The 24,428-nt window shown below is 71.1% G+C and carries 17 protein-coding genes; 7 read left to right on the forward strand and 10 right to left on the reverse strand.

Going from position 1 to position 24,428, the window contains the following annotated elements; all coding sequences use genetic code 11:
• The first annotated feature begins 73 nt into the window (after window positions 1–73).
• The 6 genes from ACNNMR_RS38565 (at window position 74) to ACNNMR_RS38590 (ending at window position 9,733) form a co-directional block, all read left to right on the forward strand.
• Window positions 74–1,585 (forward strand): xanthine dehydrogenase small subunit, encoded by a 1,512-nt coding sequence (locus tag ACNNMR_RS38565; protein WP_419999371.1) that lies wholly within the window; start codon window positions 74–76, stop codon window positions 1,583–1,585.
• Window positions 1,582–3,957, forward strand: a complete 2,376-nt coding sequence (xdhB, locus tag ACNNMR_RS38570) for a xanthine dehydrogenase molybdopterin binding subunit (RefSeq protein ID WP_419999372.1) — start codon at window positions 1,582–1,584, stop codon at window positions 3,955–3,957. Before ACNNMR_RS38565 ends, xdhB begins: the two co-directional genes overlap by 4 nt.
• Window position 3,958: 1 nt before the next feature.
• A complete protein-coding gene (gene xdhC / locus ACNNMR_RS38575; RefSeq protein ID WP_419999373.1) occupies window positions 3,959–4,762 on the forward strand; it encodes a xanthine dehydrogenase accessory protein XdhC in 804 nt (267 codons plus the stop codon).
• Between the two features lie 105 nt (window positions 4,763–4,867).
• Complete coding sequence (locus ACNNMR_RS38580) at window positions 4,868–7,066, forward strand: hypothetical protein (protein WP_419999374.1); 2,199 nt, start codon at window positions 4,868–4,870, stop codon at window positions 7,064–7,066.
• A 2-nt stretch (window positions 7,067–7,068) separates the two neighbouring features.
• Window positions 7,069–8,691: a hypothetical protein gene (locus ACNNMR_RS38585; protein WP_419999375.1), complete on the forward strand. Its 1,623-nt coding sequence runs from the start codon at window positions 7,069–7,071 to the stop codon at window positions 8,689–8,691.
• A 34-nt stretch (window positions 8,692–8,725) separates the two neighbouring features.
• On the forward strand, window positions 8,726–9,733 hold the full coding sequence (locus tag ACNNMR_RS38590) for a 1-aminocyclopropane-1-carboxylate deaminase (protein WP_419999376.1): 1,008 nt from the start codon (window positions 8,726–8,728) through the stop codon (window positions 9,731–9,733).
• Here ACNNMR_RS38590 and ACNNMR_RS38595 read toward each other — a convergent pair.
• Window positions 9,712–10,707 (reverse strand): GlxA family transcriptional regulator, encoded by a 996-nt coding sequence (locus ACNNMR_RS38595; RefSeq protein WP_419999377.1) that lies wholly within the window; start codon window positions 10,705–10,707, stop codon window positions 9,712–9,714. The two genes, ACNNMR_RS38590 and ACNNMR_RS38595, sit on opposite strands and share 22 nt — an antisense overlap.
• A gap of 71 nt (window positions 10,708–10,778) precedes the next feature.
• Here ACNNMR_RS38595 and ACNNMR_RS38600 point away from each other — a divergent pair, with 71 nt between their 5' ends.
• On the forward strand, window positions 10,779–11,735 hold the full coding sequence (locus ACNNMR_RS38600; protein ID WP_419999378.1) for an NADP-dependent oxidoreductase: 957 nt from the start codon (window positions 10,779–10,781) through the stop codon (window positions 11,733–11,735).
• Between the two features lie 8 nt (window positions 11,736–11,743).
• On the opposite strand, the gene ACNNMR_RS38605 is transcribed toward ACNNMR_RS38600, so the two are convergent.
• The 9 genes from ACNNMR_RS38605 to ACNNMR_RS38645 form a co-directional block, all read right to left on the reverse strand.
• Window positions 11,744–12,694, reverse strand: coding sequence for a helix-turn-helix domain-containing protein (locus tag ACNNMR_RS38605; protein ID WP_419999379.1), 951 nt, complete (start codon window positions 12,692–12,694; stop codon window positions 11,744–11,746).
• An 85-nt stretch (window positions 12,695–12,779) separates the two neighbouring features.
• Window positions 12,780–14,114, reverse strand: a complete 1,335-nt coding sequence (locus ACNNMR_RS38610) for a proprotein convertase P-domain-containing protein (RefSeq protein ID WP_419999380.1) — start codon at window positions 14,112–14,114, stop codon at window positions 12,780–12,782.
• A gap of 276 nt (window positions 14,115–14,390) precedes the next feature.
• The gene (locus ACNNMR_RS38615; protein ID WP_419999381.1) at window positions 14,391–15,473 is read right to left on the reverse strand and encodes a LacI family DNA-binding transcriptional regulator; all 1,083 of its coding nucleotides are present in this window, start codon (window positions 15,471–15,473) and stop codon (window positions 14,391–14,393) included.
• 50 nt (window positions 15,474–15,523) lie between these two features.
• Window positions 15,524–17,476, reverse strand: a complete 1,953-nt coding sequence (locus ACNNMR_RS38620; protein WP_419999382.1) for a glycoside hydrolase family 127 protein — start codon at window positions 17,474–17,476, stop codon at window positions 15,524–15,526.
• Between the two features lie 18 nt (window positions 17,477–17,494).
• Window positions 17,495–18,325, reverse strand: coding sequence for a carbohydrate ABC transporter permease (locus ACNNMR_RS38625; RefSeq protein ID WP_419999383.1), 831 nt, complete (start codon window positions 18,323–18,325; stop codon window positions 17,495–17,497).
• Entirely contained in the window at window positions 18,322–19,293 is a 972-nt protein-coding gene (locus ACNNMR_RS38630; RefSeq protein ID WP_419999384.1) for a carbohydrate ABC transporter permease, read from the reverse strand. Before ACNNMR_RS38630 ends, ACNNMR_RS38625 begins: the two co-directional genes overlap by 4 nt.
• On the reverse strand, window positions 19,290–20,534 hold the full coding sequence (locus tag ACNNMR_RS38635; protein WP_419999385.1) for a sugar ABC transporter substrate-binding protein: 1,245 nt from the start codon (window positions 20,532–20,534) through the stop codon (window positions 19,290–19,292). The genes ACNNMR_RS38630 and ACNNMR_RS38635 overlap by 4 nt, the downstream gene beginning before the upstream one ends.
• Window positions 20,531–21,580 carry a LacI family DNA-binding transcriptional regulator gene (locus ACNNMR_RS38640; protein WP_419999386.1) on the reverse strand — a complete coding sequence of 350 codons (1,050 nt, stop codon included), beginning with the start codon at window positions 21,578–21,580 and terminating at the stop codon, window positions 20,531–20,533. The genes ACNNMR_RS38635 and ACNNMR_RS38640 overlap by 4 nt, the downstream gene beginning before the upstream one ends.
• A complete protein-coding gene (locus ACNNMR_RS38645; RefSeq protein WP_419999387.1) occupies window positions 21,577–24,327 on the reverse strand; it encodes a cellulosome protein in 2,751 nt (916 codons plus the stop codon). The genes ACNNMR_RS38640 and ACNNMR_RS38645 overlap by 4 nt, the downstream gene beginning before the upstream one ends.
• Window positions 24,328–24,428: the final 101 nt, after the last annotated feature.

The raw sequence follows: 24,428 nt of genomic DNA on the forward strand, positions 1-24,428 counted from the left end.
CCGAAGTAGAAAGCTCCCGAAAAATGGCGACTAGGGTAATCATGACGACCGCGCACCGAAATGGGGATTTGCCATGACTACGGCGCGTATCACGGTGAACGGGAAAGAGACGCCGATTGCTCCGGCCGCTCCCCACACGACGGTGCTGGACTTCCTCCGCGACCGCGGCCTGACCGGGACGAAGGAGGGCTGCGCCGAGGGTGAGTGCGGCGCCTGTTCGGTCCTGGTGGCCCGGCCCGGCGTGGACAAGCCCACCGACTGGGTCGCGGTCAACGCCTGCCTGGTCCCGGCCGCGGCGCTGGACGGCCAGGAGGTCATCACCTCCGAGGGCCTCGCCACGCCTGGCGCGGACGGTACGGCGCCGACGCTGCACCCGGTGCAGGCGGAGATGGCGGTCCGCGGTGGCTCGCAGTGCGGCTACTGCACGCCGGGCTTCATCTGTTCCATGGCCTCCGAGTACTACCGGTCGGATCGGTGCGGGCCCTGTGGCTCGTCGAAGGCCGAGTCCAACGGCCACGCGGACGCCGCGACCGAGGGCACCGACGCCCACGCCGACGCCGAGCACGGCCCCAACGGCTTCGACCTCCACTCCCTCAGCGGAAACCTGTGCCGCTGCACCGGCTACCGCCCGATCCGCGACGCCGCCTTCGCCGTCGGCGCCCCCGCTGAGGACGACCCCCTCGCCCAGCGCCGCGAGCAGGCCGCCCCCGAGCCCGTCGCCACCGACTACACCCAGGGCGAGCGCACCTTCGTCCGCCCCGCCACCCTCGCCGAGGCCACGCAGCTGCTCCGCGACCGCCCCGAGGCGGTCCTCGTCGCCGGCAGCACCGACTACGGCGTCGAGGTCAACATCCGCTCCCGCCGCGACGACCTCGTCGTCGCCATCGACCGGCTGCCCGAGCTGCGCGAGCTGCGCGTCGGGGACGACCACATCGAGATCGGCGCGGCCGTCACCCTCACCGAGATCGAGCGCAAGCTGGACGGCAGCGTGCCGCTGCTGGCCGAGCTGTTCCCGCAGTTCGCGTCCCGGCTGATCCGCAACGGCGCCACCATCGGCGGCAACCTCGGCACCGGCTCGCCCATCGGCGACACCCCGCCCGTGCTCCTCGCCCTGGAGGCGTCGCTGCTCCTCGCGGACGCCGACGGCGAGCGCGAGGTCCCCCTCGCCGACTACTTCACCGGCTACCGGCAGAGCGTCCGCCGCCCGGACGAGCTGATCCGTGCCGTACGGATCCCGCTGCCGCTGTCGCAGACGGTCGCCTTCCACAAGATCGCCAAGCGGCGCTTCGACGACATCTCCAGCGTCGCGGTCGGCTTCGCGCTCGACATCCAGGACGGTGTCGTACGGAAGGCCCGCATCGGCCTCGGCGGCGTGGCCGCCACCCCGATCCGCGCCCTCGCCGTCGAGGAGGCCCTGGAGGGCAAGGCCTGGACGGCCGAGAACGTCGAGGCCGCGGCCCAGGTGCTCCAGGCCCAGGGCACGCCGATGAACGACCACCGGGCCAGCTCCGAGTACCGCTCCGCGATGCTCGGCCAGAGCCTGCTCAAGCTGTACGCGCAGACCACCGAGGCGGTGCCGTCATGAGCCATCTGTCCGAGATCCCCGAGAAGCCGGTCGTAGGCCTCCCGCTCCCGCACGAGGCTGCCAATCTGCACGTCACCGGCCACGCGCTGTACACCGACGACCTGGTGCAGCGCACCAAGGACGTGCTGCACGCCTACCCGGTCCAGGTGATGAAGGCGCACGGCCGGATCACCAAGCTCAACACCGAGCCCGCGCTCGCGATCGACGGCGTCGTCCGCGTCCTCACCGGCGCCGACGTGCCCGGCCTCAACGACGCCGGCATGAAGCACGACGAGCCGCTCTTCCCCGACGAGGTCATGTTCCACGGCCACGCGGTCGCCTGGGTGCTCGGCGAGACGATCGAGGCGGCCCGTATCGGCGCCGCCGCCGTCGAGGTCGAGCTGGACGAGCAGCCGTCCCTCATCACCCTGCAGGACGCGATCGCCGCCGAGAGCTACCACGGCGCCAAGCCGCTGATGACCACCGGCGACATCGACGCCGGCTTCGCCGACTCCGCGCACGTCTTCACCGGCGACTTCACCTTCGCCGGGCAGGAGCACTTCTACCTGGAGACGCACGCCGCGCTCGCCCAGGTCGACGAGAACGGGCAGCTCTTCATCCAGAGCAGCACCCAGCACCCCTCGGAGACCCAGGAGATCGTCGCGCACGTCCTCGGCGTTCCTTCGCACGAGGTCACCGTGCAGTGCCTGCGCATGGGCGGCGGCTTCGGCGGCAAGGAGATGCAGCCGCACGGCTTCGCCGCCATCGCCGCGCTCGGCGCCAAGCTCACCGGCCGCCCGGTCCGCTTCCGGCTCACCCGGACCCAGGACCTGACGATGTCCGGCAAGCGGCACGGCTTCAACGCCACCTGGAAGATCGGCTTCGACGCCGAAGGCCGCATCCAGGCCCTCGACGCCACCCTCACCGCCGACGGCGGCTGGAGCCTCGACCTGTCCGAGCCGGTGCTGGCCCGCGCCCTGTGCCACATCGACAACACGTACTGGATCCCCAACGCCCGCGTCGCCGGCCGGATCGCCAAGACCAACACGGTCTCCAACACCGCCTTCCGCGGCTTCGGCGGCCCCCAGGGCATGCTGGTGATCGAGGACATCCTCGGCCAGGTCGCACCGAAGCTCGGCCTCGACCCGGCGGAGCTGCGCAAGCGCAACTTCTACCAGCCGGGCCAGGGCCAGGAGACCCCGTACGGCCAGCCCGTCAACCACCCCGAGCGGATCGCCGTCACCTGGCAGCAGGTGGAGGAGAACGGCGGCATCGCCGACCGCAAGCGCGAGATCGCGGCCTTCAACGCCGCCCACCCGAACACCAAGCGCGCGATCGCGATCACCGGCATCAAGTTCGGCATCTCCTTCAACCTCACCGCCTTCAACCAGGGCGGCGCCCTGGTGCTGATCTACAAGGACGGCTCCGTCCTGATCAACCACGGCGGTACGGAGATGGGCCAGGGCCTGCACACCAAGATGCTGCAGGTCGCCGCGACCACCCTCGGCATCCCGCTGGAGAAGGTCCGCCTCGCCCCGACCCGTACGGACAAGGTCCCCAACACCTCGGCGACGGCGGCCAGCTCGGGCGCCGACCTCAACGGCGGCGCCATCAAGAACGCCTGCGAGCAGCTGCGCGGCCGGCTGCTGCAGGTGGCCGCCTCGCAGCTGGGCTCGAATGCCTCGGACGTACGCATCGTCGAGGGCGTCGCCCGCTCCCTCGGCTCCGACAAGGAGCTCGCCTGGGACGACCTGGTGCGCACCGCGTACTTCCAGCGCGTCCAGCTGTCGGCGGCGGGCTACTACCGCACGGAAGGGCTGCACTGGGATGCCAAGTCCTTCCACGGCTCGCCGTTCAAGTACTTCGCCTACGGCGCCGCCGCGACCGAGGTCGAGGTGGACGGCTTCACCGGCGCGTACCGCATCCGCCGCGTCGACATCGTGCACGACGTCGGCGACAGCCTCTCCCCGATGATCGACATCGGCCAGGTCGAGGGCGGCTTCGTGCAGGGCGCCGGCTGGCTGACGCTGGAGGACCTGCGCTGGGACACCAGCGACGGCCCGAACCGCGGCCGGCTGCAGACGCAGGCGGCGTCCACGTACAAGCTGCCGAGCTTCTCGGAGATGCCCGAGGAGTTCAACGTCACGCTGCTGGAGAACGCCACCGAAGAGGGCGCGGTCTACGGCTCCAAGGCGGTCGGCGAGCCGCCGCTGATGCTGGCGTTCTCGGTACGGGAGGCGCTGCGGCAGGCCGCCGCGGAGTTCGGCCCGGCCGGTGTGAGCGTGGACCTGGCGTCCCCGGCGACGCCGGAGGCGGTGTTCTGGGCCCTCGACGCGGCTCGCCGGGCGGGCGCGGGGGCGCCTGCGGACGCAAGCGCATTGAGCAATGCCTGACATGACGTGGGTAGCCGCGGTCGCGCGGTTGCGGGCCCGCCGGGAGACCGGCGTGCTCGTGACCGTCGCGGCCGTGCGCGGCCACGCGCCCCGCAAGGCCGGCGCCAAGCTCGTCGTGGGCCAGGCCGAGGCGTGGGGCTCCATAGGCGGCGGCAACATCGAGGCCGTCGCCATCGACCGGGCCCGCGAGCTGATCGGCACGCCGGACGCGGAGCCGGAGCTGATGGAGTTCGCGCTCAACGACAAGGTCAACAACGAGCACGGCGTGCAATGCTGCGGCGGCGTCGTCACCGTACTGCTCGAACCGCTGCCCGTGGTCCCGGCGGTGGCGATCTTCGGCGTCGGGCACGTGGGCCTGGAGCTGGCCCGCATCCTGTCCCGCCACGAGCTCGACCTGCACCTGATCGACACCCGCCCCGACATGCTCACCGACGAGCGCCTCGGCGTGCTCACGGCGGATACGGTGGCAGAGGTCCACGTCCACCGCACGCGCCTCCTCCCGGAGCAGGTGCTGGAGGAGCTGGCCCCCGGCACCCACGTCCTGATCATGACGCACGACCACGCGGAGGACGCGGCGCTGTGCGATGCGGCGCTGCGTACGGAAGGTCTCGGCTCGATCGGCCTGATCGGCTCGGCGGCCAAGTGGACCCGCTTCCGCAAGCGGCTGGCCACCGAGGGCGGTCATGACGACGCCACGATCGACCGGATCAAGACCCCGATCGGCCTGCCGGAGATCACCGGCAAGGAGCCGGCCACGATCGCGGTGAGCGTGGCGGCGGACCTGCTCAGGGCCTTCGAGCAGTAACGGGCGGCGTCAGCCGTCGTCCAGGGCTGGCGCATAACGGTATGTACGGTCGAGACGCCGCTGTGCCAGTCTTTGCGTCGTGTCAACGGCCAACGGGGGTCACCTGTGACGGCGTTGTACAACCTCGACTATGTGCACCGTACGCTCGCACCTTCCCTGATCGGGCTGGAGGCGGAGGACGAGGCCTGGGTGGATTCGCCTTTTCCCGCCGGCAATCCGGTCGTCGAGCTGACCGGTGACCGGGCGAGCGGCAAAACCCGGCTGTTGCGCATGCTGCACGAGGCATACCGCGACCTGGTGCCCACCGTGTACGCAGATCTCGGCCAGGCCCCGTACAGCGCGTCCGAACTCGAGGAACGCGAGCGCCTGGACCAGCGGCATTCCTCCCCGGTCACGAACGTCCTCTACGCGCTGATACGCCGACTCGACGGTCAGCAGCTCGCGCGGCAGGGGAGGGGCGGACAGACCCTGGAGTTCCGCCGGGTGTCGACCGCGCTTTACGTCGTCAGCGCCTGGCGCCGCTCGGAGGCGGACGAGGACGAGGCCGATTTCGAGCTTCCGGACCAGCTCATCGAAGCGGAAGCCGAACTCCAGCAGAAATTACGCCTGCTCCGGGAAGGCACGGTGAGCGAGCGCGACGAACTCGTCCGTGCCGCGGTGGATGCCTGGCTCGCTGCCGCCGGGCAGATCCTCGGCCATATTGTGCCGGTGCCCGCCGTCGGCGACATCCTCACCGCCGCGCAGCAGACCTTACGGGCCTGGTCCGCGGGAAAGGGCGGCGACGACCACAAATGGTGGGGCGAAAGGCTGCCCGGACTCGACCCGCCGATCAGGAAACTCTTTGACCTCGCGCAGCAGTTCCGCAGTGTGGGTGACCAGCGGGAAGCAGCGGAACACCACTTGATCGCGGCGTTCCTCGCCGACATCGACGCCGCGTACGGCCGACGACTGCGGAAGAGCAGGCACCCGCCGCTGATCCTGCTGGACAACATCGACGACGAGCTGCGCAAGCGCTGGCTGCGGCCCTGCTCCGGCCTCTTCGGCACGCAGCACGGGCGGCGGCGGACGATGAACCCCACGGTGCTGGCCACCTCGCTCGGCAGCGGCAGCGCCGGCTCCCTGACCCCGGCGACCCGCACCGAGCCGTGGCGGAGCCCGGATCTCGCGCCGCCCGTAACCTGGCTGCTGCGGTTCGGAATACCGGCGGTGTCCGCCGACGACATCGAGAACATGCTGCGCGACCACGGCTACGACACCACCGCGGACCGGGCCGCCGAGGTGATCACCGCCCGGCTCAAGACCCTCATCGGCCGGCTGTCGGGGGGACGTACGGGAAACGCCCTCGTCCTCGCGGCGGCGGCAGCGGGATGGCTGGCCGACGGGTTGCCCGCAGACGAGCTTCCCGGTCGGCTGCTGGATCTGCCGGCCCCGGGTGCCCGGGGCGACGATGTCCCGACCGTGGCCGAGCAGTTGCTGCTCGACCTGCTGCCGGACCCGGCGCTGCGCGAGCTGGCGCCACAGGCCGCCGCGGCCCTCGACGAATCGGCCGCCACGTGGCTGCTGCTGGGCCGGGCACCCCACGAGAGAGGCGCGGACGCGGCCGCGCCGGAGGTCCGGATCGCGGCGTTACGGCGGGACCACTGGCGCCGCGCACCCTGGCCGAAGGAGCTGGGGCGTGGGCCGCTGATCACGGACCGGGCGCTGCGCACGGTTTTGCTGCACCGGCTGAGGGGTGCAGGGAGTCAAGTCTGGCACAACATCCACGACGTATTGGGCGGCCACTACGACGCGGACGCGGGCCTGACCCCCGCACCGCCCCTCGCGGTCTCACCCCATGCGTTCCGGCTCCACCACGCGCTCGCCCGCGGGGAGCTCGATTCGACCGTGATGCCGGCGCTGCACCGGCTTTACGCGAAGCGTCCGCCGGCGCAGGTGCTGCGCGAGATCAACATCATCGCGGCCGCACCCGACGGCCCTTCGACCCCGGCGCCGCGCCCGCCCGGCCCCGGCCCGCAGTGTGCGGAGTGCAAGGACCACGGGACGCGGGAGGTGCATGATGCCCTGCGCACACTGGTGGAGTGCGTGCGAGAGCTCTCGTCGCCGCTGGCCCCCAAACCGACCCGTGGTTCGACCGAGACAGACCTGCTGCGCAGGCTGCTGCACACCCTGGCGTCGGGCGTCAGCGCGGACCGGCAGCACACCAGCATGATCAACGCGTACAGCCATGCCAAGAGCGGCTGGGAGAACGCCCTGGTGCACGGGAAGCAGGCACCGGACCTGCCCGTCCACGACGGAGGACGATAGCCATGGCCGGTGACCGAATCGGCAGACGCGAGCGACTGCGCCGGTGGTGGCGGAGGAAGCCGCCGTACATCAAGAAGCGGCTGGTCGCGCTGGCGGCTGCGCTGGGTGCGGGGCTGCTCGCCTTGGCGGGCTGGGGGATCTCGAACCTGCTGGAGGACGAGCCGCGCTGCGCGGCCGGGCTCTCATGGGACGCGGAGACCAGCGAGTGCTACGGCGTCACCGCCGGGGCGGATGACAAGCCGTTCATCGAGGAACTCCAGCCCGTCATGCGGCAGGTGGAGGAGCTGAATCAAGCGGTGGAGGACGACGGCCGGTCGTACGTCACCATCGCTCTGATGATTCCCATGGTGCCGGCCGAAGACGACCCCAACCTGACCCCGCGCCAGGTCCTGCGGGAAGTGCAGGGCGCGTATCTCGCGGTGCGCAATGCGAATGATCTCCAGGAGAAGGGCGCGGACAAGCCGAGAACCGGGAGCAAGACCTTGATCCGGCTGGCGCTGGCCAACCCCGGTCGCGAGATGGCTCATTGGGAGGACGTGTCCAACGACCTCGATAAATGGGAGGGCGACAAGAAGCACAATCTGCGCGCCGTCTTCGGATTCAACCTGAGCGTGAAGCGCACCGAAGAGACGATCGACTATCTGACCAACGACAAGCGCCTTCCCGTGGTCGGCGGCCCCATCACGGCTGACACCCTCTCCAACAGATACAAGAAGGGCCGCTTTCCGGGGCTGGTGAAGATCACCCCTGACAACCTGGAACAGGCGATGGCCATCAAGAAGGAGCACGGCGTGAAGCCGGAGACCGCCTTCAGGATGGTGGACACCGCGGCAAAGGACATCTACGCGAGGGACCTGATCGCGGCGTACGAGAAGGTGACCAAAGGGACGCCATACCCTCCCGAGGAGTTCGACGGCGGCAATGCGGACGAGGGTGACTTCACGCGCATGGTGACCGAGCTGTGCGGTGCTCGTACGGAAGGCGCCAAGCCGGTGGCGGCGGACACCGTGTTCTTCGCCGGGCGCCCGCGGCAGCTCTCCTACCTCCTCAACGCGCTCATCGGCCGGACCTGCAGCGAGCGCCACATCACCGTCATCTCGGTCTCGGGCGCATCGACCCTCACCTCTGTCGAGGGCGCCATAAAATGGGAAGAGCTGCAGCGCGCCAACGTAGCCGTCGAGTACACCACCGTCGCCCACAAGAACGCCTGGAAGGACGGAGCGGGCCGAAAGCCGCCGCCGTACGGAGGCTCCCCGCGGGATTTCGACAACCTCGAGAAGCTGGTGGACGGCAGGGTCAAGACCGAGAACATCGGCCCGACCAGCCTGGACGACGGGCGCACCATCACGATCTACGACTCCGCGCTCACCGCCATCGAAGGCATCCGCACCACCGGCGAGGAGATCCCCTCCGCGGATGAGGTCAGGGACGCCTGGAAGCGTCTCCACGGCAAGCATCCGGTGCCCGGAGCCAGCGGCTGGATCTGCCTGGACAATGACGGGCTGCCGATCAATAAGGCGATCGTCGTCGCCCGGCTGGACCTCGAGGAAAGGGGCATCAGGTTCAAGAAGCTGGTCTGGCCCGCGGGCGCCCCCAAGGAGGAATGCCGGGGGAGGGCGGACTGATAACCGACAAGAAGAGCAGAGGAGCCAGCCGCAGATGCCGCTTGACGACTTCGACCGATACCCCTTGCTCTTCGGACCCAGCCCCGTCCATCCGCTCGACCGGCTCACCGGCCACCTCGGCGGTGCCCGGATCTGGGCCAAACGGGAGGACTGCAACAGCGGCCTCGCCTATGGCGGCAACAAGACCCGCAAACTGGAGTACCTGCTGCCCGACGCCCTCGCCCAGGGCGCCGACACCCTGGTCAGCATCGGCGGCGTGCAGTCCAATCACACCCGTCAGGTGGCCGCCGTCGCCGCCCGCGCCGGCCTGCGCGCCGTCCTGGTCCAGGAGAGCTGGGTCGACTGGCCGGACCCGGTGAACGACAAGGTCGGCAACATCCTGCTGTCCCGCATCATGGGCGCCGACGTGCGCCTGGTGCAGGCCGGCTTCGGCATCGGCATCAAGGACAGCTGGCAGCAGGCCCTGGAGGACGTGCGCGCCGCCGGTGGCACCCCGTACGCCATCCCGGCCGGCGCCTCCGACCACCCGCTGGGCGGCCTCGGCTTCGCGAACTGGGCGGCGGAGGTGGAGCGGCAGGAGGCCGAACTCGGCATCTTCTTCGACACCATCGTCGTCTGCAGCGTCACCGGCAGCACCCAGGCCGGCATGATTGCGGGCTTCGCCGCCCAGCAGCGCCCGCGCCGGATCCTGGGCATCGACGGGTCGGCCAAGCTCCCGGAGACCCGGTCGCAGGTGGCGAAGATCGCCCGCAATACCGCCGAACTCATCGGCGTCGACCGGGAATTGACCGACGACGAGATCGTCCTGCTGGAGGGCTGGGCCGGTGACGCGTACGGAATCCCCGTCGAATCCACTATCGCGGCGATCGAGCTCGTCGGCCGCCTGGAGGGCGTGATCCTGGACCCCGTGTACGAGGGCAAGTCGATGGCCGCCCTCGTCGACCTCGTACGCTCCGGGGACATCCCGCGCGGCTCGAACGTCCTGTACGCGCATCTCGGCGGGCAGCCGGCGCTCAATGCCTACAGCGGCGCTTTCGGGTGAGTGCTCCGGCCGTCGACGGCGCCCGCGGCCTGGAACGTCCGCCGGTACGCCTGCGGCGAGACCCCGATCGCCGCATGCAGGTGCTGGCGCAGCGACGCGGCGGTGGCAAAGCCCACCCGGCCCGCGATCTGCTCCACCGGCAGGTCGCTGGCCTCCAGCAACTGCTGCGCCCGTGACACCCGTTGCTGGATCAGCCACCGGCCGGGGCTCATCCCGACCTCGTCATTGAAGCGGCGGGCGAACGTCCGCAGGCTCATCCGGGCGTGGCCGGCGAGATCGGTCAGCGTCAGCGCCGTGTCCAGCCGCCCGAGCGCCCACTCCCTGGTCGCCGCGGTCCCGGCCGCCTCCGGCTCCGGCACCGGCCGCTCGATGTACTGCGCCTGCCCGCCGTCCCGCCACGGCGGCACCACGCAGCGGCGGGCGACGTGGTTCGCGACCTCGCTGCCGTGGTCCTTGCGGATCAGGTGCAGGCAGACGTCGACGCCGGACGCGGCCCCGGCCGAGGTGAGGATGTCGCCGTCATCGATGAAGAGCACGTCCGCGTCCAGCCGCACCTGCGGAAACAGCTCCCGGAACCGGGCCGCCTTCACCCAGTGCGTGGTGGCGGGCCGCCCGTCCAGCAGCCCGGCCGCGGCGATCGCGAAGGCGGCGGTGCAGATCGACACGATGCGGGCGCCGGGCCGGATCTCCGCCAGCGCGTCCCTGACCGGCGCCGGGAGGTCGGCCGAGGCCGGCTCGGACTCGTACGGCGGGATGACGACCGTGTCGGCGGTCCGCAGCGCCTCCGGGCCGTGCGCGACAGTGACCGAGAAGTCCGCGGTGGTGCGGACCGGGCCGCCGTCGGCGCTGCAGGTGACCACCTCGTAGTGCTCCTCCGCGCTGCCGAAGACGCGCTTGGGGATGCCGAGCTCGAAGGGATAGACCCCGTCGAGGGCGAGGACGACGACACGATGACGCAGGGCACGATGGCGCATGGCACGATCATATCGGTGAATGGCATTCGTGCCACTGCCGCTCCGGGCCGGCGGGAGGCAGCCTGGTACCCATGAACGACACCATCACCATGCGCGCAATCAGCCAGGACGCCCTCGGCGGCCCCGAGGTGCTCAAGGAGGTCCGGCTCCCGCGCCCCACGCCCACGGTCGGCGAAGTCCTGGTCCAGGTGCACGCCGCCGGGGTCAACCCCACCGACTGGAAGCACCGCGGCATCCCCGGACTCTTCCTCCCCGAGCCACCCTTCGTGCTCGGCTGGGACGTCTCCGGCGTGGTCGAGGCGGTCGGCGTCGGCGTCACCCTCTTCAAGCCGGGCGACGAGGTCTTCGGCATGCTCCCGTACCCGCACGGAGCCGGCTCGCACGCCGAGTACGTGACGGGCCCAGCCCGCTCCTTCGCGCCCAAGCCGGCCGCCCTCGACCACGTACAGGCGGGCGCGCTCCCGCTGGCCGCGCTGACCGCCTGGCAGGCACTCGTCGACACGGCCGGGGTCACCGCGGGCCGGCGCGTCCTGATCCACGCGGCGGCGGGCGGCGTCGGCCACCTCGCCGTACAGATCGCGAAGGCCCACGGCGCCTACGTCATCGGCACCGCCAGCGCCCCCAAGCACGATTTCGTACGCGGCCTGGGCGCCGACGAGGTCATCGACTACCGCACCACCGACCCCGCCGAGGCCGTCCGCGACGCCGACATCATCGTGGACGCCCAGGGCAGCGAGCACGCCCGCCGCTCCCTCCGCAGCATCCGCCCGGGCGGCACCCTGATCTCCCTCCGCCGCGACGAGGGCAATGCGGCCCTGCTGGAGGAGGCGGACCGGCTGGGCGTACGGGTCGCGGTCATGATCGTCGAGGACGACCACGCCGGCATGACGGCGATCGCCGGCCTGGCCGCCGACGGAAAGCTCCGCGCCGAGATCGCCGGCACCTTCGACCTGGCCGACGCGGCCAAGGCCCACGAACTCGGCGAGACCGGCAGGACGACCGGAAAGCTGGTGCTCAAGGTGCGGTGACGGCCGCGCTAGTCCCACTCCCACCGGATGCCGTGCACGCCGGGCCGGACCTCCACCTCCGCCAAGTGCACCTGATCCCAGCCCGTCAGCCGCAGCTCCTCGACGTCGGTGGCCGGGGCGGTGGTGTTGGGCTGCCAGGCGCGGTAGCAGCGGGTGGGGAGGGCCGCCGGGTCGAACTGGACCTGGAGCACGTACTCGTGGGCCGGGAAGCGGAACCAGCGGTGGTAGTACGTGGCCTGCGGCCCGCCCGCCTCGTAGCCGAACTCGTACTCCACGACATGCGTCTCCCCGCGCCGCAGCGGCCGCTCGAAGAGCAGCTCCACGGCGGTGACGCCGGCGTCCGGGTCCGTGCGCATGCGGCCGGTGCGGCAGTACGAGGAGTGGTGCAGGTCGGGGAGGCGGCCGAGCTCGTTGTGGTGGACCGCCACGTGGCGGTCGACGCCGTCGGTCCTGGCGCGGAAGACCAGGCGGGTGTGGATGCTGCGTTCGGCGCGGTCGGGCCCGGCCTGGAAGCGCTCGTGGCAGCTCAGCCACTCCAGCTGGCCGTCCGCGGTGTTCTCGATCTGGCCGAGCAGCCGGCCGACGCTCTCGGGCACCGGGGAGACGTCGTCGTACGACAGCGCCCCCGGGACCGTACGCACCCACCGGCCGCGCGGCCGCGGCGGGCCGAGCAGCGCGACCAGGGAGTCGGGCGGCAGGTCGAGGATCTGCTCCAGGGCGCGCACGGCGTGCAGCGACTGGGCGCGCTCCGGGCGGCAGCGGCCGCGCTGCCAGTTGGAGAGGCTGGCCAGGCTGACGTGGAGGCCGCGCTCGGCGAGCCGGGCGTGCAGCCGGTCGAGGCTGAGGCCGCGGGCCCTGATGGCGGCGCGTAAGGCATCGGCGAAGGAGCCGGATTGGAGCGCGTGGGCGTGGGCGTCGGGGCGTCCGGGGCGGGGTGCGGGGGGCGTGCGGGTCACCATGGCGGGGTTCCTCCTGACGGCATACGTCGGCGCCCCCGGGACCAGGACGAAGGTACCCGGGGGCGCGGACGCAGTCGAGGGCGCGTCAGAAGGTGAGGCTCCACGCGTCGATATTGCCGCTGTCGTTCACGGAGGTGTCCCGCGCCCGCAGCTTCCACACACCATTCGCGGTCTCCGATGACGCGTCCACCGCGTCCGTCTCGTGGATCACGTCGCCGTCGTCGTCGGGGTCGGCGGCGCGCAGCCGGTAGGCGCGGCCGCTCGGGCCGAGGAGGTCGAGCTCCAGGTCGCCGCGCCAGGTGTGGTGGATGTCCTGGAAGACGGAGAGGGACTTGGGCGCATTGCCGGAGATGCCGCTGACCGTGATGGCCGACTCGGCCGTGCCCTGGTCGGGGATGCTGACGTTGTCCGCGTTCTCGAAGATCTTGCCCGGGGTGCCGCCGCCCCCGTAATTGACCAGGTTGCAGCAGGCGTTGCGGTAGATGCGCGTGCTGCCGCGCTGCGCGTAACCCGCATAGGCGGACGCGCCCTCCCACCAGGTCCAGCCGCCGATCTCCTTGCCCTGCACGGCGACCGGCGTGTTGCCGCTCGCGCCGGACCACAGGGTCCAGTGGGTGTGGTCGCCATTGGCCGAGCCGCCACAGGGCAGCTCCTCGGCTATCCGGCCGAGGTATTCGCCGTGCGCGACCGCGCTGCCGGAGGGCTTATTGGTGGTGTCGCGCAGGTGGTAGTAGCCGGTCGTGTAGCCGTTGTCGTGCATCACCGTGAGGTACGGCCAGCTGCCGCCGCTCGCGCAGTGCCGGTACATCGTCCCGGCGCGGGAGGCGCGGACGTTGCCGTCGCCGCCGTAGAAGTCGATCGAGTTGTACGGGCGGGACGAGCCGCTGTTGCCGTGCACGCCCCAGTGGGCCCAGCCCTTGTTCTGCTGCCAGGGGAGGGAGAGGCCGGTGGCGGCGGATGCCGGGCGGGGGGCGGTGGTGCGGGCGAAGGGGGCGCGCTCGGAATTCTTGACCACGGCGGTGGGGGCGTCGTGCGAGAGGGCGGCGAAGGCCGGGGTGCCCTGCAGGCCGACCTGCCAGCCGCCGGTGTCGGTACGCCGGGCCACGAAGAGCGAGACCACGGGGGAGCCCTCGACGCCGCGGGGGATCAGGAAGGCCGAACTCCCGAAGGTCCACGCCCGGTCGGCGGACCAGCGCTGCGGCTCGACCAGGACCTTGAGCCGCGCGGCGGCGGGCTGCCCGTAGCTCTGCCGCGCCTGGGCGCCGTGCTGCTGCTCCATGGCGCCGCGAACGAGTTCGGCGAGGCCGGGCTTCCGGTCATCCGCGGGTGCGGCGCCTGCGCTGCCTGCCGGGAGCACGGCGCAGACGACGGCGACCGCCGCGCCGAGGGCCGTCAGGACGGTCCGGATGCGTCTCTTCACGGTTCGCTCCTTCACCGGGAGGGGTGGCGTGAGGTGGGGCTGGCGGGCACTGTCCGCCGAGCGCGGGAGCGGAGCAAGGTGGGGCAGGAGGGGTGGCGGCAAAGCCTGAAATCCGGCTGCTAAACGCTGAAAAGCCGGTCGGGGCGGTGGGCGGGGGAGGCGGTGCGCCGGCGCGGACGACCGGGCCTGCCGCGGACCGCCGGCCAACTGAATTTCCAGTCCCGCTCACGACGGCTGCTCTCCGGCATCCCGCAACAACCGGTTTCTAGAGCGGAGTTAGCCCCGCCCCCCGCTCCGCGGCGCCGCCACCGAGTTCCGTACCACCACATGCGTCCCGACCAGCAGGTGCTCGTCCGGCGCGTCCGGGGAGCGGTTGATCGCCGTGTCGACCGCGAGGCGGCCGAGCTCCTGGTACGGGACGTGGACCGTGGTCAGCGTCGGGTGGAGGTCGCGGGCCAGCGGGATGTCGTCGTAGCCGACGAGGGAGACGTCGTCCGGTACGGACAGCCCGGCCTCGCGCAGCGCGGTCAGGGCGCCTGAAGCGACCATGTCCGTCGCCGCGAAGACCGCCGTGAAGCCGGGGCGGCCGTCTCCCTCCAGCGCGCGCCGCATCAGGCCGTAGCCGCTGTCCCGGGTGAAGTCGCCCTGAAGCCGCAGCGCCGGGTCCGGGGTGACGCCGTATGCCTCGTGCGCCGCGAGGTAGCCGCGCTCGCGGCCGCGCTGGGTGGCGTTGTCCGGGGCGCCGCCCAGCAGCAGGATGCGGCGGTGGCCCTTGGCCAGCAGGTGGGTGGTGAGGGCGTGGGCGCCGCTCTCGTTGTCGTATTCGATGACGGTCACCGGCGGCGCGTCCTGTCCCTCCAGCGGCGGGCGGCCGCACAGCACCAGCCGCGACCCGGCCCCTTGCAGCGCATGCGCCATCTTCGCCATGCGTGCATGGTGCGACGGCGTATCGCCCGCACCGCCGACCAGGATCACGGCCGCCGCCCGCTGCGCCCGCATCATGTCGACGAAGGCCAGCTGCTGCGCGTCGTCGCCGTCCGTGCTGCAGACCAGGCACAGGTGGCCCAGGCGCTTGGCCTCCCGCTCCACGCCCTGCGCCATCAGCGCGAAGGACGGGCCGGTGATGTCGTCCAGGACGAAGGCGAGGGTGGGGGTGCCCGCGCCCGCGACCGCCTTGGCACGGGCGTCCGCGACGTAATCGAGGGCGGACACCGCGCGCATCACCCGGCTACGGGTGTCCTCGCTGACCGGGTACTCGCCGCCGAGCACCCGCGAGACGGTCGAGGGCGAGACCCCCGCGCGGGCCGCGACGTCGCGGATGGTGTGCCGGCCGTCGGGCCGGGTGTTCTTGCGGGCCATATGCGAGGTGACTCCCCTTCGTTCCGGGAAGCGGTTCCCTGCGCGGGAGGCTAACAGGCGTCCGTGCCGCGCAAGGCCGGGAGCCAGATGCGCATGGCTGAGGGGCCGCGTTCTGCCCAGTGGTGGTACGGGACCAGGGGGAGGTCAGTGTGGCCTGCCGCCGCCTTTCCGGCCGGGTGGTCGGTGCCGTACGGCCAGTCGGCATCCGCCGCGGTGGGGGCAGGCGTCGTCGCGCGGATGACCGTGCCGCCCGCGTCGTCCCGCGGGGGTGTGGTCGTGTCGACCTCGAGGGCGTCCAAGGTACGGCCGGACGGCAGGTCGACGGACTCCGCGCACAGGACCAACGGGCCGCGTTCCACCGCCACACAGCCGCGGAGGGCGTCGATGCGGGGGTCGGGCCAGGTGTAGCGCGGGGATATGGGGAGGTGGAGGCGGAGTTCCTCGCCGACCACCAGCGGCCGGTCCACGGTCGCCGCGCCAGGGGCAGCTGGGTGGCGCCGGCCGCCCTCCTCCAGCCAGGCGCCCTCCGCCGCCCACGCCGGTACGCGCAGCCGCAGCCGCACCGGACCGGCGGGCGCCTCCTGGATACGTACCGTGATCAAGCCGTCGTCCGGATACGCCGTCTCCACGTCGAGGGCCAGCGTGCTGCCATCGCCCAGCCTCGTGTCGATACTGGCGTCCGCGTACTGCAGCAGAGTCAGCTCCCGGTCGCCGGACGTCGTGGCCAGATACGTATGCCAAGTCGCCAGCGTCCGCGCCACGTTCGTCGGGCAGCAGGACACGTCGAACCACGCCGCCCGCGTGCCGCCCTCCGCCCGCCGGCTCACCTCCCCGTCGTCTGCCGCCGGTCCCGGCGCGCGCTGCTGCAGCGGGTTGGCGTAGAAGAACGCCCGGCCGTCCGAGCGCGGTGAGGTGGCGATGACGTTGTAGAAGGTGCGCTCCATCAGGTCCGCGTATTTCAGGTCGCCCGTCGCCAGATACAGCCGCCACGACACCATCACCGATGCCACCCCCGCGCACGTCTCGCAGTACGCGCGGTCCGACGGCAGCTCCCAGTCGTCGCCGAAGGCCTCGCCCTGGTGGCGGGAGCCCATGCCGCCGGTGAGGTATGTGCGGCGGGACACCGCGTGCGACCACTGGGCCGCCACCGCCGCCAGCAGCTCCTCGTCGCCCGTCTCCACCGCCACGTCCACCGCCGCGGCGGCCAGGTACAGCTGGCGTACGACATGGCCGCGCCAACTGCCCGACTCCCGCACCGGCTCGTCGTCCTGGAAGTACGCGGCGCCGCCGATCCCGAACGGGACCTCCGTCAGCCGCCCGTGCCCCCGCCGCTCGACAAAGACCCGCGCCTGCTCCACGTACCGCGGCTCACCCAGCGCCCGGCCCAGCTCCGCCAGCCCCGCCTCGATCTCCGGATGCCCGCAGATGTCCTGCCGCCCCGAGGCTCCGAAGGCCTCGCACACATGATCCGCCGCCCGCCGCGCCACCGCCGTCAGCTCGTCCTCGCCATACGTGCGCAGCCGCGCCACCGCCGCCTGCAGCAAATGCCCGGTGCAGTACAGCTCATGCCCGAACTCCAGGTCGCTGTAGCGCGCAGGCCGCCCCGGGTGGCCGAACGCCGTGTTCACGTACCCGTCCGACTCCTGAGCGCGGGCGATACGCGCCGTCAGCCGCCGCACCGCCGCGCCGTGCACCGGATCGGCGGTGCGGCCGTACTCCCAGGCGAGCGCTTCGAGCAGCTTGTAGACCTCCGAGTCCGAGAAGGACCAGCCCGGCCGGTCAGGCCCGGTCGTCCCCTCCGCCACCCGGTCGAAGTTCCCCAGCCACCCGAGACGCTCCATCCACTCCTCGCAATGGGCGAGCGTCGCGGCGGCGTTGGTCTGCTGCAGCTTGGCCCAGAAGCCGCCGGTGAGGGCGATCTCGGCCAGCCCCAGCGGGCGCGCCTCCCCTCGCACGGGTACCACCGGCCGGCCGTACTGCTGCCTTTTGTGCTGTGCGGTCACGCTGTGCCTTCCTCGTCTTCAGTCCTTTACCGCGCCCGCGGTGACCCCGCCGGCGACAAAGCGCTGGGCGATCACCAGCAGCACGGCCGCGGGGACGGACGCGACGGCGGCGGTTGCCATGATCGAGTTCCAGGAGGTGGTGTTGTTGCCGATGTAGGAGTAGATGCCGAGGGTCACCGGGATCGCTTCCGCGGTGCGGCTGAGGGTGGAGGCGAAGATGAAGTCGGACCAGGCCCAGAGGAAGGCGAAGAGGGAGACGGTCAGCAGCGAGTTGCGGCTCAGCGGGAGCACCACCGAGCGGAAGGTGCGCCAGATGCCGGCGCCGTCGATCGTCGCCGCCTGCAGCAGCTCCCGCGGGATGCCCGACATGAAGGCCGTCAGCACCATCACGCCGAAGGGGACGGCGATGGTCGAGTCCGCGAGGATGAGGCCCCATATGGTGTTGAGCCAGCCGAGCCGCACGTAGATCGCGTAAAAGCCGATGGCCATCACCACGCTCGGGATCATCTGCGCGACCAGCAGCACAAACCCCAGCGCCCCCGCGCCGCGCGGCCGCAGCTTCGCCAGCGCGAAGGCCGCGGGGGCGGAGATGGTGAGCGTCAGCGCCACGCAGCCGAGGCCGATGCCGAGGCTGGTGGTGAGGGCCGGGAGCTGGTCGCGGAAGACGTCCGCGTAGCCGTCGAGGGTGGGGTCCCAGGGGAACCAGTGCGGTGGGTCGGACCGCATGTCCTTGGTCCGGGTGAGGGAGACATTGAAGATCCAGTAGACCGGGAAGAGCATCACTGCCGTCAAGACGATCCCGGTGTACGTCTTCCAGCGCGGCCGGGCCCGCTTCGTATACGCCGTCATGAGTTCTCCTGCCGGCGCTGGAGCCGGAGATAGAGCAGGCCGAAGGCCAGCGCGATGACGATGAGCAGGTTGCCGATGGTGGCGGCCGGTGAGAAGTCGGGCAGTCCGGTGCCGAAGGCCTCCCGGTACGACCACACCGCCAGCGTCGTGGACGAGTCGCCGGGGCCGCCTGTAGTCATGATCCAGATGACGTCCACGACCTTCAGCGTGTACACCAGCCCCAGCAGCAGCGTGATCGCCGACACCGGCCGCAGCAGCGGGAAGGTGACCCGCCAGAAGCGCTGCCAGGCGCCCGCGCCGTCCAGGGCGGCGGCCTCGTACAGCTCGTCCGGGATGTTCTGCAGCCCGGCGTGCAGCAGGACCAGGTTGAACGGGACGCCGAGCCAGATATTCGCGATGATGACGGCCGTCAGCGCCCAGTCCGGCGAGGTCAGCCAGTTGATCTGGCCGAGGCCGAAGGCCTCCATTGCCGCGTTCACGATGCCGTTGTCGCTGTTGAGCATCCATGACCAGGCCGAACCCGACACGATCAGCGGCAGCAGCCACGGCACCAGGAACATCGCCCGTAGCAGCCCCGACAGCCGGAAACCGTCGCGGAAGAAGACGGCGAGCGCGAGCCCGATGGCGTACTGGAAGGCGATGGAGACGAAGGTGAAGAGGAGCGTGTTGCGGAGTGCCGGGCCGAAGGCGTCCGAGCCGAGCACGTCGCGGTAGTTGGCGAGGCCCGTGAAGGCGGCGTCGCCCTGCACGAAGGACCGGACGGTGTAGTCGTGCAGGCTCAGCTCGATATTGCGGAAGAGCGGGTACGCGTAGAAGGCCAGCAAATAGACCAGCAGCGGGGCGAGGAAGGCGAGCGCCGCCCAGCGGGTGGAACCCTCGCGCCTGCCGGCCGGCCGCGCACCCGCGGCCGGCCGGGCCCCGCCGGTGCGCGCCTCGGGCGCGGCGTCCGGGCGGGAGACAACCTTCATCGCGTCTCCGCCTCCGCGGTCGACTGGGCCTTCTTCAGGGCCTCTGCCGGGCTGAGCGAGCCGGCGAGGGCCTTCTGGACCGCCGTCCACAGCGGCTCGGAGATCTTCGGGTACTTGGTGCCGAGGTTGTCGCTCGTCCGCCCCTTCGCCGTGTGCACGGCGTCCACCCAGGGCTTCAGGTCGTCGTGCTCCTTCAGCAGCTGCTGCTGGCCTGCCTCCGTGGGCGGGATGTAGTACGCGAAGGTGTTGGCCGTCTCGACCATGCCCTTGGGGGTCGTCATGCAGTCGACGATCTTCTTGGTGGTGTCGTAGCGCTTGGTGTCCTTCTGCGCGGGCGCCGTGATGAACTCGCCGCCGGTGGGGGTGGGCGCGGCCCCGCCCGACTTCCCCGGTATCTGGATGATCCCGGTGTCGAAGTCCGCCTTCTTGGCGCTGTTCACCTGCCAGGTGCCGTTGACGCCGAAGGCGAAGTCGCCGGTCAGGAACTCCTCCCAGGTGGTGTTCTGCGAGTTGGTCTTGATGGAGTCGGGCGCATAGCCCGCCTTCAGCCAGCCCGTCCACAGCTCCAGCGCCGCCACCGCCTGCGGCGAGTCCAGGTCGGTCAGCTTCGCGCCGCCGCCCCAGAACCACGGCAGGAACTGGAAGGACCCCTCCTCGGTGCCGATCCCGGCGAAGGTGATGCCCTTCGCGCCCGCGCCCTTCACCTTCTTCAGCGCGGCGGTCAGCGCCTTCCAGTCCTTGATGCCCGCCGGGTCGACGCCGGCGTCGTCGAGGATCTTCTTGTTGTAGTAGAGGGCAAGGGTGTTGGCGCCGATGGGCACGCCGTACGTCTTGTCGTCGACCACGCCCGCCGCCAGGAGGTTCTTGTCGATGCCGGCGGTGTCGAGGCCGAGCTCCTTCGTCGTCGTCAGCATGCCGGTGTCGGCGAGCGTGGAGACCGCCGGGTTGTCGAGCAGGATGATGTCGGGGGCGGTGCCCTCCTGGGCGGCCAGCAGCGCCTGGTTGGTGAGCTGGGTGGTGTCGTAGGCGGTGCGCTTGATCTTGACGTCCGCCTCCTTGCCGCAGGCGGCGACCCGCTTCTCCCAGTCCGAGGACTTCTTGTGCTGCGGATACGGGTCCCACCAGGTGTAGGTGCCCTCGGACTTGCCGCCGCCGGCGGTGCCATTGGTGTTGGAGGAGCAGGCTGTCGCCGCGAGGAGTACCGCGCAGAGTACGCCCACGGTGCGCACGGGTCGGATCATGGTGCCTCTCCTGGGGAGGGTGCGGGGCGGCCGGTGCTGCCCCGGTCGGTGAGTTCGGGGGCGAGGAGCTGGACGGCGTACGGGTCCTTCCGGGCCTCGGCCGACGTGATGCGGCCGACCAGCTGCCGTACGGCCAGCTCCCCCAGGCGGTGCGCGGCGCTCTCCACGGCCGAGTACGGCAGCGAGAACATGCGGGCGAACTCGTCCGAGTAGCGCCCGATCACCGACAGGTCGCGCGGCGCCTCCAGCCCGCGCTGGTGCAGCACGGACGGGAGGGCGGCGGCCGCGGCCTCGTTGTTGAGCAGCAGGCCGGTCGCGTCGGGGTGCGTGTCCAGCAGCCGGTGCAGTGCCTCGCCCACCTCCGGCTGCCCGGACGGGCCGAAGACCGCGTGCAGCCGGATCCCGCGGGCCTCGGCCTGCTGCACCACGGAGTCCTGCAGCCGCCAGACGTACGCGCCGCCCCGCTCCACCACATGCTCCGGCTGCGAGACGAGGATCAGCTCACGGTGACCCAGCGCGTGCATGTGGTCGACCATCAGCCGGCCAGCCGCCTCGAAGTCGAGGTCGAAGACGTCGACGCCGTCGCAGTCCCCGGGCAGCCCGACGAGCGCGCCGGGCTGCCCGGCGGCGCGCAGCAGCGGCAGCCGGGGGTCGTCCTGCGCCACGTTCAGCAGCACGACCCCGTCGACCATCCGGGAGCTGGTGATCCGGGCCAGCGCCCGCGCCCCGTCCGCCTCGCTGACGAGCAGGGTGTCGTAGCCGAGCTCGCGGGCGGTGTCGGAGACGCCGAGGATGTACTGCAGCATCGCCGGGGCGAACTCGTCCTCGTGGAACTGCGCCAGCAGCCCGATCACCTTCGTCTGCGCGGTGGCGAGCGCACGGGCCCCGGCGTTGGGCGTGTAGCCGAGCTCCCGGGCCGCGTCGGCGACCCGCTGGCGTACCGCCGCGGAGATCGCCCGCTTGCCCGACAGGGCGTACGAGGCGGTGCTGCGGGAGACGCCGGCGGCGCGGGCTATGTCGCCGATGGTGACGGTGCCTTGGGTCACGGCCGCACCGCCGCGTACGGGGCGAGGGTGATGCGGTCCAGGACGGGCGCGTTCGGCGACCGCAGCAGGATGCCGGGCCAGGTGTCGGACGCGTACGACGTGCCGTCGAAGTTGGGCAGCTCCTCGGAGCGGAAGCCGACCGTGTTGCCGCCCTGCTTCAGCTCCACCGGCACCGTGAGCTCCCAGAAGTTGTTCTCGTGGAAGGAGTGCGGGAAGGTCACGCGCTTGGCGGCGCCGCCGTTGACGGAGACGTCCGCGTGCCGGACCAGCGGGTCGGGGTTGTAGTGGGTGGCCTCGGCCTGCTCCGGGTTGGAGTAGCGCACCCGCATCGCGTACGTGCCCGCCTTCGGGGCGTCGACCTTGAAGGTGGCGGTGTTGCCGTTGCCCGGCTTGCCGCCGATGCCGCGGACGGCCTTGCCGCCGGTCGCGCCGGAGAGCGCGGCGACCGTGGCCGTCCCGGCGAGGTCGGCGTCCTCCGCCTGGTACGTCATCGGGGTCAGGGTCCCGGCCGTCTGCTCGACGGTGAGGCGGTCGACGAGGGTGGTGCCGGAGGCGCCGGTGACGGTGACCTTGTTGATGCCGCCGGAGAGGGAGACGGCGGTCTTGCTCGCACCCACATCCCGGCCGTTGACCGCCAGCCGCGCCTTGCCGCTGCCGCCGGTCTTCAGTGTCAGCGTCGACTCGCCGTCGCGCGGCGAGTAGACCCAGAAGGTCGCGGTGGCGCCCTTGCCGAGCTCGGCCGCGCCCGCGCCGTCGGTCGGGTACACGGCCTTGGCGCCCTTCGCGAGCGTCGCGAGCTCGCCCTCGTAGACGGCCTTACCGGCGTCCGGGTGCGGCAGGGCAAGGGTGAGGCGGTCGACGATCGCGTCGCCCTTGGTGACGCCCTTGCCGTCGAGGCTGCGGGCGGCGAGGGAGAGGGTGTGCTTGCCCTTGGTCAGCTTGACCTTCGTGTCGGCGTGGTCCCAGACCACCCACTTGTAGCCGAGCGGGAGCTTCAGCTCCTGCTCGTCCTTGCCGTCGACGGTGAGGAAGACGTTGGTGGGGCCGTTCTCCTTGACCAGGTCGTACGTGTTGAGCGAGTTGGCGAAGACGCTCAGGTCGTACGTGCCGTCCTCCGGCACGTCCACGGTGAAGTCGAGCTTCACGTCGGAGCCGGTGCGCAGCCCGCCGACGTTGTAGCCGCCGGACGTGTAGAACTTCGACACCTCGTCAGGCGAGCCCTCGGGCCCGTTCTTGCTGTAGCCGCTGCCGGAATGCGCCGCGTCCTCGGCCTCGTACGAGCCCTTCCAGAGCGCGGACGGGACGGACTTGGCGTCGGCCTTGGTCGCGGGGGTGAGGATGATCTCGTACGCGGAGGACTCCTTCAGCGCGGGCAGGCCGCCGCTGCCGAAGTCGAGGACCGCCTTGCCGTCGCGCACCTGGACGGGGCGCTCGGCGATGGTGCGCGGCGGGCCCGAGTCGCCGACCTGGCCGGACCAGGGGATTTCGCGGATGCGGGCCTTGACGCTGCCGGTTTCGCCGAAGACATCCTTCGGCACATTCCCGAACTCGACATGTCCCGCGCCCGACGAGCCCCCGAAGATCGTCCGCGACTGCCGCTTCGCGCGGTCGAGGGTGGCGACGCCCTGCATCGTGTAGTTCTCGCCGGGGGAGGGCGGGGTCACCTTGACCGTGTTGCCGGTCATGCTGCCGTACGCGTTGAGCAGCCACCACTGGCCGTTGGCGCGATTCGACTGGACCGCCGAGTCCGACAGATTGCCGTCGATGTTCCAGTACGCGATGTCCGCGTCGACCTTCGACTCCTCGATCGCGGAGACCCACTGGATCATCTGGCCGGGGACGGAGGTGTGGTAGTTGAAGGCGTACTCGTTGATGTTGACGGGCAGTTCCTTGCCCTCGTACGAGGTGCCCTTGAAGACGTCCTTCTCCCAGCCGCGGTACTTCCTGACCGATTCCCGCACCTTCTCCGGGTGGCTGAGCTCGTGCCAGGTGACGACGTCCGGGATCGTGCCCGCCTTTATGGCGTGCTCCATGAAGCCCTTGACCTGGTCGTAGAGCACGCTGGTGTTGGGCCCGGCGATGCGCGCGGCCGGCATCTTCTGCTTGATCAGCCGGTAGAAGTCGTCCCAGGCGGCGAAGTAGGCCTTCGGGTCGTCGAGCCAGCTGACCTTGTCGTAACTCCACTCACCGGTCCCGAACATGTTGCCCTCGGGCTCGTTGAACGGCACGAAGACGACGTTGTCCTGATACCGCTCCGGCAGCTTCAGCACCTGGTCGACCTGCTTGCCGACCTTCTCGCGGTACGTGCCGAGCTTCTCCGCGGGCGTCTTGCCCGGCCACTGGTACGGGAAGCCGCGGTGGATGTCGGTCATGTAGATGTACGTGTCGCCGTCGGTGGAGTCGGCGAGCGGCTTCACGACCTCGAGGGCGTCGGCGCCCGGGTGCTGCGGGCCGTCCTGCGCCTTGGTCGATACGGTGCGCAGGTTCATGCCCTCGATGAGGTTGTTCGTCGGCACGTCCGGGCCGTAGAGGCCGTAGAGGGTGCCGGAGGCGCCGCCGTGGAACTCGCCGGTGTCCGCGCCGAGGTCGACCTGGAGGGTGCCATCGGCGGCGGCATCGCCGGCGTCGGCGTCGTCGCCCGCGGCGGGCGTGGAGAGGGCGGAGGTCAGCAGGAGGGCGCCGAGCGCGAAGGTGAGCGCTGCGCGTATCCGCAGGGTCCTGGCCGGTCGTGCTCTTGGTGGCACCATCGTTTGCTGCTCCTGAGGTTGTCCCGAGGGGTGTCGAACCGGTTCGACAGCGTCGGTGCGTCATTCTGGAGGCGCGCGAGAGCCGCGGGCAATACCCGTGC

It is taken from the genome of Streptomyces boninensis (genome assembly GCF_048572725.1).
Lineage (GTDB): Bacteria > Actinomycetota > Actinomycetes > Streptomycetales > Streptomycetaceae > Streptomyces > Streptomyces boninensis.